The following is a 15990-nucleotide window of genomic DNA, read 5'->3' as shown; positions in this document are numbered from 1 at the left end:
GCTTTTTTATGGCGTGGCGGATTATTTTACCATGTCCTGAGCGTCTGATACGGTCAAGGCAGTCATGTTGACGATACGGCGAGCGGTCGCTGACGAAGTCAAGATGTGAGCAGGTTTGTCCGCACCAAGCAGGATAGGCCCTAAAGCTGCCGAACCTGTGGCAGTTTTTAGCAGATTAAAGGCAATGTTGGCAGAGTCTACATTTGGCATGATAAGAAGATTTGCCGAACCTTTGAGTGTGCTAAATGAGTAGTTATGCTCACGCAGACGTTCGTCTAGGGCAATGTCGCCATGCATTTCACCATCAAACTCAAAATCCACGTTCATCTGTGTCAAAATATCATGTACTTGACGCATTTTCACCGCAGATTCACGGTCAGATGTACCAAAGTTAGAATGTGAAAGCAAAGCAACTCGTGGCGTGATACCAAAACGACGCACCGCATTGGCTGCCAAAACGGTCAATTCAGCCAACTCTTGGGCAGTTGGGTCTTCATTGATGTAGGTATCAGCGATAAACAAGTTGCGGTTTTGCATCAGTACCACGCTCATGGCATAGAAGTTTGATACATCTTCACGTTTACCAATCACTTGACTTAGGTATTTTAGGTGCAACTGATAGAAGCCAAATGTACCGCAAATCAGACCATCAGCATCGCCAAGCTCTACCATGAGTGAGGCATGTAGCGTGGTCTTACGGCGAACATCACGGCGAGCAAGCTCTGGACTCACGCCATCACGCTGAGTGGCTTTGTAGTAATGAGCATAATACTCTTCGTTGCGTGGGTTGGTACTTGGGTCAATGATGGTGATGTTTTCGCCATCAACCAAACGCAAGCCCAATGCATTAATCTCTTTGTTGATGACCTCAGGGCGACCAAGCAAGATGGGCTGGGCAATTTTTTCATCAACCACCACTTGCACCGCACGCAATACGTTAATGTCTTCGCCTTCGGCATAAACAATGCGTTTGGGGTCTTTTTTCGCCTTGTTAAAGACAGGTTTCATCGCAAGGGCGGTATTATAGACAAACTCGGATAACTTTTGACGGTAAGCATCAAAATCCTCAATCGGCAGTGTCGCTACACCTGTTTCCATCGCCGCCTTAGCAACAGCTGGAGCAATTTCTAGGATAAGGTTTGGCTCCAATGGACCAGGGATTAGATACTCACGTCCAAACTGCTTGGCAGAACCGTCCGAATCAATATCTGATGATTCAGAATGTGCCATCTTGGCAATGGCATACACACAAGCAAGTTTCATCTCTTCATTGACGACAGTTGCCCCCACGTCCAATGCCCCACGGAAAATATAAGGGAAACATAGAGCGTTATTGACTTGGTTGGGGTAGTCAGAGCGACCTGTCGCCATAATCACATCAGAACGCACCGCATGAGCAAGCTCAGGCATAATCTCTGGGGTTGGGTTGGCTAGGGCAAAGATAATAGGGTCTTTTGCCATGCTACGCACCATGTCTTGTGTTACCACGCCCGGCCCTGACAGACCCAAGAATACATCTGCACCCACCATCACTTCTGCCAACGTGGTCTTGTCGGTATCACGAGCAAAACGAGCTTTGGATTCGTCTAGGTTCTCACGTTTGGTGGTAATTACCCCTTTGGAATCTAGCACATAGATGTTTTCTTTTTTAACACCAAGTGCCACCGCCAAATCAAGGCAACTAATCGCCGCCGCCCCTGCACCTGAACAAACCAAGGTAATCTCTTCTATTTTTTTACCGTTTAGTTGCAAGGCATTTAACAACGCTGCTGCTGAAATAATCGCCGTACCATGTTGGTCATCATGGAATACAGGGATATTCATACGTTTACGAAGTTCACGTTCAATATAAAAGCATTCAGGAGCTTTAATGTCTTCTAGGTTGATACCGCCAAAGGTTGGTTCTAGGCTTGCAACCGTATCAATAAATTTGTCTGGGTCAAGCTCATTAATCTCAATATCAAATACATCAATGCCAGCAAACTTTTTGAAAAGTACACCTTTACCTTCCATGACAGGCTTAGATGCCAACGCACCGATATTACCCAAACCAAGCACGGCTGTACCGTTGGTAATCACGCCCACAAGGTTAGAACGAGCGGTGTATTTGGAAGCCAATTTAGGGTCTTTTTCAATCTCCAAACAAGGTACTGCCACACCAGGAGAATAAGCAAGTGCCAAATCACGTTGGTTGGCGATTTGCTTGGTAGGGGTAACAGAAATCTTGCCGGGGCGAGGATGTTCGTGGTAATGCAGTGCGTTTTGTTCAAACTGCTGTTGTTCTGGGGTTTTTTGAGTCATGATAAATCCTATTTAGGGAGTTTTAAAAATAGTAGGTTATTCTAACATGATTTATAAAGGCTTGCTAGAATTTGTTAATGGGTGTTTTGTTTGTTTAGCTATTTGGACATTTAGCGGTCAACACATCACTATGTAAGTAAATCCAATTCATACCATGAGGAAACATCTTCACCATCTCGTCATTACCAAAACTTTGATTGGCAAGCAAAAATGTCTTGGGTGAAATGGCAGAAAAATTCATGTAAGAGGCAAAATCAGACTGATTATTAAACTGTAAATTAAAGCCTTTTTTGGCGGTAGGGGTCAACTGAAAGGTATCTTGTTCTATCAACGTCTTGTCAGAACAGTCAAACGAGTGATGTTCGCCTTGCACCTTGCCATTTTCTAGATAAAAACGCATGGCATAGGAGACGTGATTGTCCGTGTCATAAGTTACCCACCAGCCATCATACAACTCTTTGGGCAGATGAGACACGGTTTGTTTTTTGATGATGATGGGTTCTGGCACATCACTCACATCACCAGCAAAAGCCACATAAGGCAAGGCACAAAGTGCCAAAGCGATTAACTTTTTCATAAAAACTCCTACATCTCATTCATCATACGGCTTGCTTTTAGGGCAAAATAACTCAAAATCCCATCGCACCCTGCCCGTCTAAACCCTAGCAAACTCTCCAAAATCACATTTTCGGTGAGCCAGCCATTTTGTATGGCAGACATATGCATGGCATATTCGCCAGAGACTTGGTAGGCAAAGGTTGGCACGCCAAAATTATCCTTGACTTCACGCACCACATCCAAATAAGGCTGACCCGGTTTTACCATCACCATATCTGCCCCTTCGGCAATATCAAGAGCAACTTCGTGCAAAGCTTCTGCACGGTTGGCAGGATTCATCTGATAACCTTTCTTATGCCCTTTTAAGTTGCCAGACGACCCCACCGCATCACGAAAAGGTCCATAGTAGGCGGAGGCATATTTGGCAGAATATGCCATGATAGATGTATTGACAAAACCTTCGCTTTCAAGTGCTTCACGCATGGCACGAATACGTCCATCCATCATGTCTGATGGTGACACCACGTCCACGCCTGCACGAGCATGAGCAAGTGTCTGTTTAACCAAAGCTTCGGTGGTGATGTCATTTAACACATAACCTGATTCGTCAATAATCCCATCTTGACCATGTGTGGTATAAGGATCAAGAGCAATGTCGGTCATCACCATCATCTCGGGGCAGGCATCTTTGATGGCTTTGACAGCACGCACCGCCAGCGTCTCTGGATGATAAGCGTCATTACCATTGGGTGTTTTTAGGGCAGGGTCAATCACAGGAAAAATATCCACCATACGTACGCCCTCACGGTACAGCTCTTTGACATAATCAATAGTCAAATCAATAGACAAACGCTCAATCTCTGGCATACTTTTAATGCTTTGGCGAGCATTTTTCCCTTCAATGACAAAAAGCGGTGCAATCAAGTGGCAAGGAAGCAAATGACTCTCTGCCACCATTTCACGAATGCCGTCAGAGACACGCATACGGCGTAAGCGTGTATGCGGAAAAGTGCGATTAAAGATATAATTTGACATAATTTTCTCTTTTAAATCAACCAGCTAACAAAAACTCATGAAAAAAAGCCGACTACAAGCCGACTTTTGTGTGATTAAAATAAGCCTTTAACCCAATCCATCAAACGCTCCCATGCACGGCTTACAAAACCTGCTTGGGCGACATCAGTTGTTGCCACGATGGGTACACTTGCGACAGTTTGACCCTCAACCACAGCAAGCATTTGCCCAAGTTCCTGACCTTTTTTAATGGGGGCGACAATGTTATCATTGTATTTACTAATGCTAGAAATGCTAGACTTTTGAGATTTGGCAATCAGCACTTTGAGTGTGTCAGCCGTTTGGACTTGTACGGTTTGGTGTTGTCCAAATTTTACAGGAACATTGCCTGCCACTTGGTCTTTGGGGGCGACAACAGCATGCTCAAAATTGTCAAACCCAAATTTTAAGAGTTCTCCTGTTTGGTCAGCTCGTGCTTTTTCATTCTTTGCTCCTAGCACCACCGTAATCAGACGCATATCACCACGTTTGCTAGATGCCGTCATAGAGTAGCCAGATTCGGACGTATAGCCTGTTTTTAGACCATCTACCGTTGCATCTGTAAATAACAAACTGTTGCGGTTGGTTTGTTTGATGTTGTTATAAGCAAACTCTTTTTCGGCGTAAATGGTGTAATATTTGTCGCTATTTTTGATGATGGTGCGAGCCAAAATCGCCAAATCTTTGGCACTGGCACGATGGTTGGTGGCGGGCAATCCTGTGGAGTTTGCAAAGTTGGTGTTGGTCATACCAATTTTGACCGCTTCGTCATTCATGAGTGAGACAAAGGCTTTTTCTGAACCTGAAATATGCTCTGCTACTGCCCGTGATGCGTCATTACCCGATTGAATGATAATACCCCTAAGCAAATCAATCGCAGTAGCACTTTGCCCGACAGGAACAAACATACATGACTCACTACTTGAACCACGACACCACGCCGATTCGCTCATTTTTATTTTTGTGTCTTCGGATAACTCGCCAGAGAGTAATTTTTGTTCCAAAAGATAACTGGTCATCATTTTGGTGAGCGAAGCAGGAGGTAAGGGCTTGTCTGCGTTGTTTTGGGCCAGTACCGCCCCTGTATCATAATCCATCAGCACATAAGCGGTATTATCAAGCACAGGCGGGGTAATATTAGCAAAACTTGTGCCAGCGTAAAACCCCATCATCAGACAAGCAAAGCGTGTTTTTTTTGTAAAAATCGTCATAGTTATGCCATAAAAAATAAATAGGCACACTATACCAAAATTTGTGATATTTTGAAATGGCTTTTGGATAATTTTAGCAAATTTTAAAATGAATGCGTTTTTTGAGCCAGCTCTTGACATAGGGCACGATTTTCACTATCAGGATAAGTTGCCGTCCAGCTTCTGACATTTTGTAGTGTCAAACGATATTCTTGTTGTCCGCTTAATCTTCTTAAAATCTCACTAGGATTATCCACTCTGGGGATAAACTTTTGCAGTTGCCTATGATAAGCTTCGTTAAACTGCTCACGCTCTTCTTTGGTAAGCATGGCAGGGCAAATCTCTGACAACACCTGCACCAGTGCCAATTCATATTGGCTGACCGTTACCGTAACTGCCGAGTCTTGACCCACGATATACAAAGGTTTGGGGTTGCCTCGACCACCATGAGCATGGGTTTCAAAACTTAACAAAAACAATCCAGCTGTCATGCTGATTGTTAGGCATTTTTTAAAAAATGGAACGTACGACATCAATGCAAAAGGTATTTTTTTCATACACAAAATCACTGTGATAAAAGTGTACATATCATACCTTATAAATCTCAAAAGACTTTGTCAAAAATGTAGCATTATGTTTTTGAAAATATCTAATAGTAACAAGCGTGTAATTTTAGACAAATTTTTTAAAATTCTTTATAATAACCACATTTATTTTAAATGCCCAAGTATTATGAATGACCGCTTAATTGATGCCAACATCAAAAAAGATGACACCTTAGACCGTGCCATTCGCCCAACCTTGCTTGATGAATATATTGGACAACCCAAAGTCCGTGAGCAGATGGAAGTTTTTATCAGTGCCGCCAGAGGACGCAAAGAAGCCCTAGACCACACGCTCATCTTTGGTCCGCCAGGTCTTGGTAAAACCACCCTTGCCAACATCATCGCTCGTGAGATGAATGGCAATCTACGCTCCACAAGCGGTCCTGTTCTAGAACGTGCAGGGGATTTGGCTGCCATACTCACCAACCTAGAAGCAGGCGATGTGCTATTTATTGATGAAATCCATCGTCTAAGCCCTGTCATAGAAGAAATCCTTTATCCTGCCATGGAGGATTATCAGCTTGATATTATGATTGGCGAAGGCCCTGCCGCTCGCTCCATCAAGCTAGATTTACCACCATTTACATTGGTTGCCGCCACCACCAGAGCTGGACTATTGTCAGCCCCTCTCCTAGACAGGTTTGGCATTGTTCAGCGATTAGAATTTTATAATGTTGCTGATTTGACCACCATCGTCAAACGCTCGGCACGTCTCATGGGCATTCATATGCAAGAAGAGGGGGCTATTGAAGTGGCGAGGCGTTCTCGTGGCACACCTCGTATCGCCAATCGCCTACTTCGCCGTGTGCGTGATTATGCCGAAGTCAAAGGAGATGGCATCGTAACAGGTAACATCGCAAGTCTTGCCCTTGATATGTTATCGGTGGACAAACAAGGGCTTGACCATCTAGATAGGCGTTATTTGACCATGCTCAAAGAGCGTTTTGATGGCAAGCCTGCTGGTGTAGAAGCCATCGCCGCTTCTATGGCAGAAGATAGAGGCACACTAGAAGATGTGATTGAACCCTACCTCATCCAACAAGGCTATATCCAACGCACTCCCAAAGGGCGGATTTTGCTAGATAAAGGGTGGGTGGTCAGCGACATCTAGGCGTACGATAATCACACCCCATCACGTGGTCATTGACCATACCTACCGCCTGCATGAAGGCATAACAAGTGGTTGCCCCCACAAATTTAAATCCATCTTTTTTAAGCTGTTTGGCAAGGGCGACACTGGCAGGCGTTTTGGTGGGAATGTCTTGCAAAACATTTGGGTGATTGTCTTTTGGAAAATCGCCATGAGCATTTAAAATTGTATACAGATATTTACAAAATGACTGATGCTGTGTAACTTTTAGGTAAGCTTTGGCATTGTCAATAATGGCCAAAATTTTAGCACGGTGGCGAATAATGCTTGTATTTTGCATTAATTTTTCCACTTTATCATCATCGTATTGGGCAATCTTGGCAGGGTCAAAATCATCAAAAGCTTGATAATAACACTCTCGCCTTTTTAAAATCGTAATCCAACTTAAACCTGCCTGCATACCTTCAAGGCACAAACAAGCAAACAACTGCCTATCATCACAAACAACCCTACCCCATTCATTATCATGATAGTGGACATATAAAGGGTCAGATAAGCACCATGCACAGCGTTGTGTATTTGTCATTGTTTTTATTCATTACAAAATTGCCATCATACACGATTTTTGCTAAACTTGCTTGATTTTTACACCACAAGGAAATACCGATGATTAAAACCTTAGACATCGCCAACTTCACCCCCAACGCTGATTTGACCATTTGGGACGTGCGAGTACCCGAAAATTACAACAGCGAACACATCGCCCATGCCCAAAATGTCCCCATTGAAAACATCTCTCCCGAACGACTCGCCCAAACCACAGGCGACATCTATATTTTGTGTGGTGGTGGCACAAAAGCAGAAAAAGCCTGTCAGCTTTTAGAAAGCATTGACCCAAACCGCACCTACATTCATCTGACAGGTGGCACTCGTGGAGCAAAGGCTCTGGGCTGGACGCTCATCACCGAAAATTAATTTTATAAAATTCAATAAGTTGTAAATATTTTTGGTTTTTTTTAAAATAAGTGATTGACATCTTGGTAGATTACGCTATAATACGCACCACTAACAGCAACTAACAAAAGTTAGTAAATGTTAAAAAAATCGGGGCGTAGCGCAGCTTGGTAGCGCATCTGCTTTGGGAGCAGAGGGTCGGGGGTTCAAATCCCTCCGCCCCGACCATTTAAAGCCTAATAAGGCTTTTTTTGTTAGTAAGCAAGACGTTGTTAAGCGCTTGTAGCTCAGCTGGATAGAGCATCCGCCTTCTAAGCGGGTGGTCGCAGGTTCGAATCCTGCCAGGCGCGCCATTAGCCTATAATAAATGGTTACACATTATGGTGGGTATAGCTCAGTTGGTAGAGCCCCGGATTGTGATTCCGGTTGTCGTGGGTTCAAGTCCCATTACTCACCCCATATTTGAAAATCCTCCAATTATTAAAATTGGAGGATTTTTATTTGACGTACATTTGTTATAATCACGATTACTCTCATCAGATTTTGGAGTTGTTATCATGGATTATGTCAAACTTGCCATTGTTGGTGCGACAGTAAGCCTGTTATCTGGTTGCCTTGCCACCAGTGCCTTACAGTCTCAATATTCAGAAGAAAAGTATGATTTTGGTAAAGCAATGTTTGAAGACAAAATATACGCCTTAGGCACGCCCAAACAACCCATTAAAAACTATCCCCTAGCACTTGTGGCGGTCGGAGACAAATACGACTACATACTACAAGGGGACTACCAAGAAGAAAGCAAACCATACCAAATTTTCACCAGTCTTGACACCAATCATCTCTTTTTTAGCAACGATGATACCAATCCCTTTGACAACCTAAACAAAGACAAAACGTCACTCATCAAAGCAGGAATGGCAAGAAGTGCTTACAGCGACCGCTCCGCCATCAATCAAGCCAAAAAATACGGTCTAGATACTAAGGGCACGATACATTTTATCAAGCCAAAACAGCAAGTTACTAGCCAAGAACTTGCCAAACTCAGCACGCTCTCATTTACCTGCAACGACAAAACTGTCCAAAACATGACATACACACATTGTCATTATAAAACTGGTTTAACATTTACCCCCATTAACAAGACCATCGATGTAAACACCCTAGAACATCGTTTCCCCACACCCTACGGCTTGCGATATGGTTAAGTGAATTTACCATACATCTTTGGCAAATGACAAAAACTCATTTACCCAAATCCCCCATAAATTCACCAACCAATTGACGCAGTCGCCCCCACTCAAAAAACTCACCGGGGTCAGTTTTGCGGTTGGGGGCGATGTCGCTATGCCCCATAAGATGACGATGTGTGGCAGGATATGCGTGATGAATAGCAGTAATGACTTGTGCCAATACGTCATACTGTACATCTGTAAACTCACTAAAATCATCACCCTCCAACTCTATGCCAATGGTAAAATCATTACAATTGGCTCGCCCCAAATAACTTGATTGCCCTGCATGCCAAGCCCTATCATCAAAATTTACAAACTGAGTTACTTGCCCATTTCTCTCAATAAACAAATGTGCTGATACTTGCAAATTGGCAATGGTCTTAAAATATTCATGGTCATCAGGATTGAGCTGGTTTTGAAAAAAACTTTTGACAAAATGCGTGCCAGTTTTATCAGTTTTCCCAAACTGGCTGGGGGGCAAACTGATGTTGTGAATGACGATGCCTGTAATGGTAGGTTTGCCTTGTATGGTGGGGCGAGCGTTGAAATTGGGCGAAGGAATAAAATTCGCCCCCTGTAAAAGACCGTCTTTGATGAGAAAGTTTTGCATATTTTGGTAAAATAGGTAAAATATTGTTATTTTATCATTTTTGGGTTGGTATTAAAATGTTTAAAAAAACCGCTCTTTGTCTTATGCTTGCCCTGTCGCTCCCCACATGGGCAGACACCACTGCCACGCCTCTACCCACCGCAAGCCACGCCACTGCTGACACGCTCGCCGACGACATCATGTGGCACAGACTGCTCATGTTCAATGGCAAAAAAACCACCATGAACGACCCTACTTTTTTTGTTACAAAAACGGGAGCAACAGACCCTAAGGCGGAGCTTGTTGCCAATTTGGACATCTTGCTTGGCAATGATGATAAAAAGCGACAAGATTTTGTTTGTCAATTTCCTGCCAGAAGTCATTGGCTTGGCGATAAATTGGGCTTAGATTTACCAAAATGCCCCGAGGTTGAGTCATGGCTTGCTGATAAAAATGTCAAAAAAATGTCGCTCGTACACGCCGAAGAACACATCAACCGAGTCGGCTCGTCCTTTGCTCACACCTTGATACGCCTAGACACGCCAGAGAGCTTACAAGGCGACAAATCCAAAGCATATAGCCTAAATTTTGCCAGTCTTGAACACCCTGCCAAAGGCGAAAACACCCTTGCCCACTCGGTCATGGGCAAATCCAAAGCCGAACTGACCATGGAAAATTATCAAGAAAAAAGTGATAAATATCTGGTGCGAGACGGACGAGATTTGTGGGAGTACGCCATTGATTTAAATCAAGATGAGATAGACCAAATCATGCGTCATGTTTGGGAGGTCAAAAACAAAACCCGCTATTATAGTTTTTTAAACAACAACTGTGCCACCGAAGTGCTACGTTTTGTGGATTTGGTGCGGGCAGATAGCCAGCTTTGGCAAACATCAGGCAAAATCACCCCACCCCAAGAAGCCACACAGGTCATGAGTAAAGCAGGCATTTTAACAGACAAAACTTTTGTCCCTGCCCAAAAAACCCTTGCCCAATTCATCATCAACCACCCCAATCAAGCGGTGAATTTGATACAGCCTAGCCAAAACGACCCCACACAAAACGGTACAAAATCCCACCGTGTCATGGTGTATGGCGGTCATGGTGATGGTGATTTTGGGGGAGTGTCCGTGCGTGGGGCGTATCAAGATTTGCTTGACCGCCCCAAAGGCAAACGTGATTATCTAAGCGTGCAAATCATGGGGCTTGATGTGCGTCATGATGAACATAATGACAAAACCAAACTACACGAGGCGACACTGGTAGATATTTTGGCACTAAACCCCATTGGCAGTAGTTATGCTGGCAAATCGTGGGGGTTTCACGCCAAAGCCAAACAAGCCACCGACATTACAGGTGAGAGCCATTTGGTGCTAAGTACAGGTGGCGAATATGGTTTTGCATACAGTTTTGGCAAAACTCGCCCAAATACAGGTGAAATGCCAAACACCGTCTGCTATCTGACTGGCATGGTGGACGTAGAAGTTGGCAAACTCCAAAAAGGCGGACGGATTGGGACTGGTATACATACAGGGTGCGTACATCACCTGTCAGATAAATGGCGAGTACAAGCGGACGCAAAACTGCCCTATCATCACAATGGCAATCAAGGCTACTGGCAACCTACCACACACACCGCCATGCAATATGATTTAAGTCAAAATAATGCTGTGCGGTTTGGGCATGCTTGGCAAAAAAACAAAAACGACACCCAAAATGGTTGGCAAGTGGCTTATCTACATTACTTTTAAGGCAAAATCATGCAAAAAATCCTCATCATCGGACAAGGCACGATTGGCAAGCCCATTGCCCAATGTCTTGCCAATCAAGGTCATCACATCACCGCCGTTGCACGCTCGCCCAAAAGCTATGACACCGACGACATCACTTTTTGGCAAAAAGATGCCACCATGCTTACTGCCAAAGAATTGGCAGATTTTGAACAAATTGTCATTATTGTCGCCCCCAACCAACCCAGACCAGACCAACGCACCTTCGCCTACCAACAAACCTATTTGACAATCTGTCAGCACATGGCAAGTTTTGCTTTGCCAAATCTTAAACGCATCATATTTATCTCATCTACCTCTGTCTATGGCGAAAATGATGGAGAAAGTATTGACATCACCACGCCTGCCAATCCCAATACAGACACTGCTCATATTTTGCTAAATGCCGAGCGAACTTTACAAGATAAATTTAGTGATAAATGCGTCATCGTAAGACCTTCTGGCATATATGGTCTAAGCAAACGTATGTTAAACGTTGCTAAAAATGCTCACATTGACGGCACGCCAAGCCATCATTATACCAACCGCATTCACGCCAATGATTTGATTGATATATTATGCCAAATCATCAAGTTAGACCATGCAGAGCCTTTGTATGTTGCTACCGACAACCACCCCACCACAAGCCTAGAAGTGCTAAATTTTATCTGTCAAACAATGCACTACCCGCCACCAAAAATCATACCAAGCCCACCCACAGGTAAAAAAATCATGGGCAATGTCGGTCAATGGTTAAATTATCATGATTATCAAATGGAATATGGGGAGATATTGGGTAAATAAAACCCACCATCACAATCACGATATGACTAAAAATGAAAGCAAAAATGGCATGTATTAAACATGCCATTTTTGGTAGTTAAGTAATTGGTGCTGTTCTGTCCAAGAGTTTTCTTAACAACTCAATCTCTTTGTCTTTTTGAGCCAATAATTCTTTTTGATAATCAATGATAAGTTGTAATTTTATATTTCTTGTGTTTGGTTATAATAGTGATTTTGAAAATTTGAATAATTATCTCCCAACAATAAATTAAAATCCCCATTTTCTTTTAATAATTCTCTCACATCAATATTAAAAATATTGGCAATTTGTTCCAATCTTTCTATTTTTAATTGTGTTTCTCCCCGTTCCATTTTTGCATAACCGTTTTTTGTCATTCCAATTTTTTCTGCCATTTGTTCTTGGGTTAGGCGATGCTCTTTTCTCAGATTGACAAGATTTTATTCATATCCAAAGCTACCTTTTGTAGTCAAAGTTGTAAAAAGTGGGTTTAAAATGTCATATTTGTTGGTAGATTATCCATACCATATGTTGTAACATAAAGAAAAATCACATTACCAATTTTAAGGTATTTATATAAAAAAATCAATCAAATTTGATATTTTTATACACAATTCAGTCATTGGTGTTATCTAGCAAACCATTATATTAGGGAGAGTTTTCAGATGATTAAGCAATCTTTTTCGTTAATTTTTTCATGCTTTGCACTAAATTCTGCTTATGCTGCAACGTGCAGTAGCTATCAACAAGATAAAGCCACACATTATGCTAACATTCAAGGGAATGAAGTTGTCAATAAATATGATGGCGGTAGAAACATAAGAACTTATGTCAGTAACTGCGATTATAACAATTATTCCAATAAATACAATGTTGATATTGATGTTTATTGGGATGGTGTCATGTCTGGAAAAAGCTATAATTCTAGTGGCAAAATGATAATGAATCCAGATGGCGGTCGCAGAGAATATCAAGAGACATATCGCAATCAAAATTTAAAGGACTATGCATTGTTTAAAGGTATGGCTATGCTTGCATTGGTTACTGGTAGCTCATCCAGCCCCAATAGTCAGTCAGGCACCAATCAGGTTGGATATCGTGTCTGGGTTAAAAATAAATGCGGTTGGACAAGAGAACTTGTAATTGAGTATAAAGATGCAAAAGATGGTCAATGGAAAAAAGATGGTTGGTGGTCTTTTGCACCTGAAGAAGCAGGATATTTATCAAATATCAGAACCAACAAATCAACTTTGTACTACGCCCTCAAAGACAATTCTATCACACAAAATTATAACATCTCATATGGTGGCAATACCTACCCTGCCGATAAAGTGACAGACAATGAAGGTGATACCGAAATTTATTTATGTGCTCAAATTTAACACCCTACAATCACAATTAAATTAAGCAGGTTGTTGAACACGCATTCAGCAACTCTTATTGGGGGCAAGTGGGCAAAATCACTTGCCCCTGTTTTGCATATCAAATAAATTCAATTTTTGTTACAGTCTTATACCGCAACTCACCCACCCCGATGATAGGGGTGGTTGTGAATGATACTCATCGCACGGTACAACTGCTCAATCAAAATCACCTTGACCAGCGGATGTGGCAAGGTCAAATTCGACAGCGACCATTGAAAATCCGCACTTGCCAGCACATCAGCTGACACCCCGTCCGCCCCACCAATGACAATCGCTACGTCTTGACCGTCCGTCATGGCGTGTTTTAATCTGTCTGCCAATGCTTCTGTTGAGAGCATTTTACCTTTGACATCAAGCACCCACAGCTTCTCTTTGGGTTGGCGAGTGGATAAAATGGCTTGTCCTTCTTGGGTTTTGTATTTATCAATCTCGGCAGACGAAGGGTTTTTGGAGCGTTTGGCAGGGGCAAGCTCCACCGCTTGGGTACTTATCATCGGCTGAATGCGTTTGGCATAATCATCATAGCCTGTTTGGAGCCATGTAGGAGCTTTGTGTCCCACACTAAGAATGCGTAATTTCATATACTCTCCACACTCAAAAAGTGCTACAAATTCACCCAATATCAAATCAATTGACAATGAGATAACCTATTGATAAAATTGGCAAAATAAGAAAATTTATTCATCTTATTTGGTCTAATAACTGTACTTGATTTCTATTATTGTAGACATAATGTCAAGGCAAAAAGTATATTTTAACAAAAATACTCATAAAAACACCATACACAAACCCCCAAAAATTTGTTATAGTACATCTGTTTTCAAAATCAAGGAAAAATCATGACCCACAACCCTTACCAATCTCCCCAAGCCTATGATTTATCACCAGAAGATGACATTGATTATGAATATGCAGGATTTTGGATACGAGCTGGGGCAAGTATCATTGACAACCTTTTATATGCCTTAGTTACCATACCAATTTTTGTCATTATGGGCAGTGTTGGCATCATTGATGTAGAATCCACATCAATAGGAATGGTAGACTATCTAAGCTCTATCATCATGGCTAGCATTGTGATTTTTTGTTGGATCAAATACGCAGGCACGCCTGGCAAACGCCTCCTAAAACTAAAAGTATTGGATGCTAACACAGGCGAAAACATCAGTGTAGGACAAGCCATCTTACGCTACATCGGCTACATTCCATCAATATTTGTGCTATTTTTAGGGCTGATTTGGGTGGCTTTTGACAAGAACAAACAAGGCTGGCACGACAAAATCGCCAAAACGGTGGTCGTACGTGAACTCTAACGATACAGGGCGATATTTTGAAGAACAAGCAGGTGAGTATTTGAGCAAACAAGGCTTAACACTCATCGCCACCAATTACACCGCCCCCTTACTTGGTGAAATTGACATCATTGCCAAAGATGATAAAACGCTTGTTTTTGTAGAAGTGAAAGCCCGTAAACGCAGTCAATTTGGCTCATCAATTGAGACCATAACACCAAGCAAACAACGCAAAATCATACGCACCGCCGAGTATTTTTTACAACAAAACAACCAGTATCACCACTTAGATTGTCGCTTTGATGTGATTGGTTTTGATATTTTTGAAAAAACTGTAGAAATTCACTGGATACAGCACGCTTTTTTAGTAGCATAATCTTGGGTTTTGGTTTACAATATTTCCTATTTAATCATTTTTTTGAGTTATATAATGAACAAGTTTGTCGTTTTCGCCATCACCACACTTAGCTCAACGTTAATGGCTTGCTCATCTGCCCCCACCAGCAACCACATCAACTACGGCGTACCTTTTGTCAATCGTACGTTACCTGAACGTATGATTGATGAGGGAATTGAGCATACTGTCCTTAGAAATCTGCCCAATGTCGCTGGTATGGAAAATATCCAAAACCACCAAATGCGTATGGCGGTAGATAGCTTTCGCCGTGAGGTTCTGTTGACTGGTGAAGTGCCAAATCCTGCCATTTCTCAAAACATCAATACCATGATTGCGTCCATGAAGGACGTTACCAAGATTTACAATTATCTAAACATCGGCACACCCAGAACCCAAGCCAACACCCTACAAGACAACTTTTTAAAATCAAAAATTTTAGCCAAATTAGCCACCGACCGCTCTGTCAAGTCCTCTCAATACAAATTGGTTGTACGTGACAACACCGTTTATGTCATGGGCTATCTTACCCAAACACAACAAAACCGCATTGTGGAAGCCATTCGCCAAACACAAGGGGTAGAGCGTGTGGTATTACTTTCCAACTTGGTTACTTATTTGGACAGCAACCCACCGTTCAGCAACAATTCGTTTAATAACAATTCGTTTAATAACAATTCGTTTAATAACAATTCGTTTAATAACAATTCGTTTAATAACAATTCGTTTAATAACAA

Annotated in this window: 18 protein-coding genes and 3 tRNA genes; 12 read left to right on the top strand and 9 right to left on the bottom strand. The window is 42.3% G+C overall.

The features are described 5' to 3' along the window. Positions 1–21: 21 nt before the first annotated feature. The 5 genes from MOB01S_RS06560 to MOB01S_RS06540 all read right to left on the bottom strand — a co-directional run bounded on the left by MOB01S_RS06560 (position 22) and on the right by MOB01S_RS06540 (position 5689). A complete protein-coding gene (locus MOB01S_RS06560; protein WP_066802840.1) occupies positions 22–2301 on the bottom strand; it encodes an NADP-dependent malic enzyme in 2280 nt (759 codons plus the stop codon). A 94-nt stretch (positions 2302–2395) separates the two neighbouring features. Next, positions 2396–2878, bottom strand: a complete 483-nt coding sequence (locus MOB01S_RS06555) for a hypothetical protein (RefSeq protein WP_066802838.1) — start codon at positions 2876–2878, stop codon at positions 2396–2398. A gap of 8 nt (positions 2879–2886) precedes the next feature. After that, complete coding sequence (gene hemB, locus MOB01S_RS06550) at positions 2887–3894, bottom strand: porphobilinogen synthase (RefSeq protein WP_066802836.1); 1008 nt, start codon at positions 3892–3894, stop codon at positions 2887–2889. Positions 3895–3968: 74 nt separating this feature from the next. Next, the gene (locus tag MOB01S_RS06545) at positions 3969–5123 is read right to left on the bottom strand and encodes a D-alanyl-D-alanine carboxypeptidase family protein (protein ID WP_066802905.1); all 1155 of its coding nucleotides are present in this window, start codon (positions 5121–5123) and stop codon (positions 3969–3971) included. Between the two features lie 83 nt (positions 5124–5206). Next, positions 5207–5689 carry an MCR_0457 family protein gene (locus MOB01S_RS06540; RefSeq protein WP_066802834.1) on the bottom strand — a complete coding sequence of 161 codons (483 nt, stop codon included), beginning with the start codon at positions 5687–5689 and terminating at the stop codon, positions 5207–5209. Between the two features lie 145 nt (positions 5690–5834). Here MOB01S_RS06540 and ruvB point away from each other — a divergent pair, with 145 nt between their 5' ends. Then, a complete protein-coding gene (ruvB, locus tag MOB01S_RS06535; protein ID WP_066802900.1) occupies positions 5835–6818 on the top strand; it encodes a Holliday junction branch migration DNA helicase RuvB in 984 nt (327 codons plus the stop codon). On the opposite strand, the gene MOB01S_RS06530 is transcribed toward ruvB, so the two are convergent. Next, positions 6805–7383 (bottom strand): DNA-3-methyladenine glycosylase I, encoded by a 579-nt coding sequence (locus MOB01S_RS06530; RefSeq protein WP_066802832.1) that lies wholly within the window; start codon positions 7381–7383, stop codon positions 6805–6807. The two genes, ruvB and MOB01S_RS06530, sit on opposite strands and share 14 nt — an antisense overlap. A gap of 80 nt (positions 7384–7463) precedes the next feature. Between MOB01S_RS06530 and MOB01S_RS06525 the strand changes: the two genes are divergently transcribed. From MOB01S_RS06525 to MOB01S_RS06505, 5 genes are all read left to right on the top strand, one after another. Beyond that, positions 7464–7772 (top strand): rhodanese-like domain-containing protein, encoded by a 309-nt coding sequence (locus MOB01S_RS06525; RefSeq protein WP_066802829.1) that lies wholly within the window; start codon positions 7464–7466, stop codon positions 7770–7772. Positions 7773–7902: 130 nt separating this feature from the next. Next, a tRNA-Pro gene (locus MOB01S_RS06520) sits at positions 7903–7979 on the top strand. Positions 7980–8027: 48 nt separating this feature from the next. Continuing rightward, positions 8028–8104 (top strand) — tRNA-Arg (locus MOB01S_RS06515). A 30-nt stretch (positions 8105–8134) separates the two neighbouring features. After that, positions 8135–8210 (top strand) — tRNA-His (locus tag MOB01S_RS06510). A 98-nt stretch (positions 8211–8308) separates the two neighbouring features. After that, a complete protein-coding gene (locus tag MOB01S_RS06505) occupies positions 8309–8956 on the top strand; it encodes a hypothetical protein (protein ID WP_066802827.1) in 648 nt (215 codons plus the stop codon). Between the two features lie 37 nt (positions 8957–8993). Here MOB01S_RS06505 and ampD read toward each other — a convergent pair whose 3' ends face one another. Further along, on the bottom strand, positions 8994–9593 hold the full coding sequence (ampD, locus tag MOB01S_RS06500) for a 1,6-anhydro-N-acetylmuramyl-L-alanine amidase AmpD (protein ID WP_066802825.1): 600 nt from the start codon (positions 9591–9593) through the stop codon (positions 8994–8996). A 56-nt stretch (positions 9594–9649) separates the two neighbouring features. On the opposite strand from ampD, the gene MOB01S_RS06495 reads away from it, so the two are divergent. Further along, positions 9650–11323 (top strand): DUF7840 domain-containing protein, encoded by a 1674-nt coding sequence (locus tag MOB01S_RS06495; RefSeq protein ID WP_157073917.1) that lies wholly within the window; start codon positions 9650–9652, stop codon positions 11321–11323. A 9-nt stretch (positions 11324–11332) separates the two neighbouring features. Beyond that, complete coding sequence (locus MOB01S_RS06490) at positions 11333–12145, top strand: NAD-dependent epimerase/dehydratase family protein (protein ID WP_066802821.1); 813 nt, start codon at positions 11333–11335, stop codon at positions 12143–12145. 180 nt (positions 12146–12325) lie between these two features. Here the strand turns inward: MOB01S_RS06490 and MOB01S_RS06485 are convergent, their stop codons facing one another. After that, positions 12326–12571 (bottom strand): helix-turn-helix domain-containing protein, encoded by a 246-nt coding sequence (locus MOB01S_RS06485; protein ID WP_281177230.1) that lies wholly within the window; start codon positions 12569–12571, stop codon positions 12326–12328. Between the two features lie 237 nt (positions 12572–12808). Between MOB01S_RS06485 and MOB01S_RS06480 the strand changes: the two genes are divergently transcribed. Continuing rightward, positions 12809–13525 carry a hypothetical protein gene (locus tag MOB01S_RS06480; protein WP_066802817.1) on the top strand — a complete coding sequence of 239 codons (717 nt, stop codon included), beginning with the start codon at positions 12809–12811 and terminating at the stop codon, positions 13523–13525. A gap of 140 nt (positions 13526–13665) precedes the next feature. Here the strand turns inward: MOB01S_RS06480 and rlmH are convergent, their stop codons facing one another. Continuing rightward, complete coding sequence (rlmH, locus tag MOB01S_RS06475; RefSeq protein WP_066802816.1) at positions 13666–14148, bottom strand: 23S rRNA (pseudouridine(1915)-N(3))-methyltransferase RlmH; 483 nt, start codon at positions 14146–14148, stop codon at positions 13666–13668. A 258-nt stretch (positions 14149–14406) separates the two neighbouring features. Between rlmH and MOB01S_RS06470 the strand changes: the two genes are divergently transcribed. The 3 genes from MOB01S_RS06470 to MOB01S_RS12320 form a co-directional block, all read left to right on the top strand. Continuing rightward, positions 14407–14880: an RDD family protein gene (locus MOB01S_RS06470; RefSeq protein WP_084349643.1), complete on the top strand. Its 474-nt coding sequence runs from the start codon at positions 14407–14409 to the stop codon at positions 14878–14880. Beyond that, complete coding sequence (locus tag MOB01S_RS06465) at positions 14870–15235, top strand: YraN family protein (protein WP_084349642.1); 366 nt, start codon at positions 14870–14872, stop codon at positions 15233–15235. Before MOB01S_RS06470 ends, MOB01S_RS06465 begins: the two co-directional genes overlap by 11 nt. A gap of 54 nt (positions 15236–15289) precedes the next feature. Continuing rightward, a partial coding sequence (locus MOB01S_RS12320; RefSeq protein WP_066802815.1) for a BON domain-containing protein occupies positions 15290–15990 on the top strand: 701 nt, incomplete at its 3' end.

The organism is Moraxella oblonga NBRC 102422, assembly GCF_001598275.1.
Lineage (GTDB): Bacteria > Pseudomonadota > Gammaproteobacteria > Pseudomonadales > Moraxellaceae > Moraxella > Moraxella oblonga.
Note: the sequence above shows the minus strand (reverse complement) of the source record. Positions and strands in the feature narration are given on the sequence as shown.

Excerpts from the sequence above, each read along its gene's own strand:
- hemB (WP_066802836.1), bottom strand. The coding sequence starts at position 3,894 with ATGTCAAATTATATCTTTAATCGCACTTTTCCGCATACACGCTTACGC.
- rlmH (WP_066802816.1), bottom strand. The coding sequence starts at position 14,148 with ATGAAATTACGCATTCTTAGTGTGGGACACAAAGCTCCTACATGGCTC.
- MOB01S_RS06530 (WP_066802832.1), bottom strand. The coding sequence starts at position 7,383 with ATGACAAATACACAACGCTGTGCATGGTGCTTATCTGACCCTTTATAT.
- MOB01S_RS06525 (WP_066802829.1), top strand. The coding sequence starts at position 7,464 with ATGATTAAAACCTTAGACATCGCCAACTTCACCCCCAACGCTGATTTG.
- ampD (WP_066802825.1), bottom strand. The coding sequence starts at position 9,593 with ATGCAAAACTTTCTCATCAAAGACGGTCTTTTACAGGGGGCGAATTTT.
- MOB01S_RS06470 (WP_084349643.1), top strand. The coding sequence starts at position 14,407 with ATGACCCACAACCCTTACCAATCTCCCCAAGCCTATGATTTATCACCA.
- MOB01S_RS06490 (WP_066802821.1), top strand. The coding sequence starts at position 11,333 with ATGCAAAAAATCCTCATCATCGGACAAGGCACGATTGGCAAGCCCATT.
- MOB01S_RS06555 (WP_066802838.1), bottom strand. The coding sequence starts at position 2,878 with ATGAAAAAGTTAATCGCTTTGGCACTTTGTGCCTTGCCTTATGTGGCT.
- ruvB (WP_066802900.1), top strand. The coding sequence starts at position 5,835 with ATGAATGACCGCTTAATTGATGCCAACATCAAAAAAGATGACACCTTA.
- MOB01S_RS06505 (WP_066802827.1), top strand. The coding sequence starts at position 8,309 with ATGGATTATGTCAAACTTGCCATTGTTGGTGCGACAGTAAGCCTGTTA.
- MOB01S_RS06545 (WP_066802905.1), bottom strand. The coding sequence starts at position 5,123 with ATGACGATTTTTACAAAAAAAACACGCTTTGCTTGTCTGATGATGGGG.
- MOB01S_RS06540 (WP_066802834.1), bottom strand. The coding sequence starts at position 5,689 with ATGTACACTTTTATCACAGTGATTTTGTGTATGAAAAAAATACCTTTT.
- MOB01S_RS06560 (WP_066802840.1), bottom strand. The coding sequence starts at position 2,301 with ATGACTCAAAAAACCCCAGAACAACAGCAGTTTGAACAAAACGCACTG.
- MOB01S_RS06495 (WP_157073917.1), top strand. The coding sequence starts at position 9,650 with ATGTTTAAAAAAACCGCTCTTTGTCTTATGCTTGCCCTGTCGCTCCCC.
- MOB01S_RS06480 (WP_066802817.1), top strand. The coding sequence starts at position 12,809 with ATGATTAAGCAATCTTTTTCGTTAATTTTTTCATGCTTTGCACTAAAT.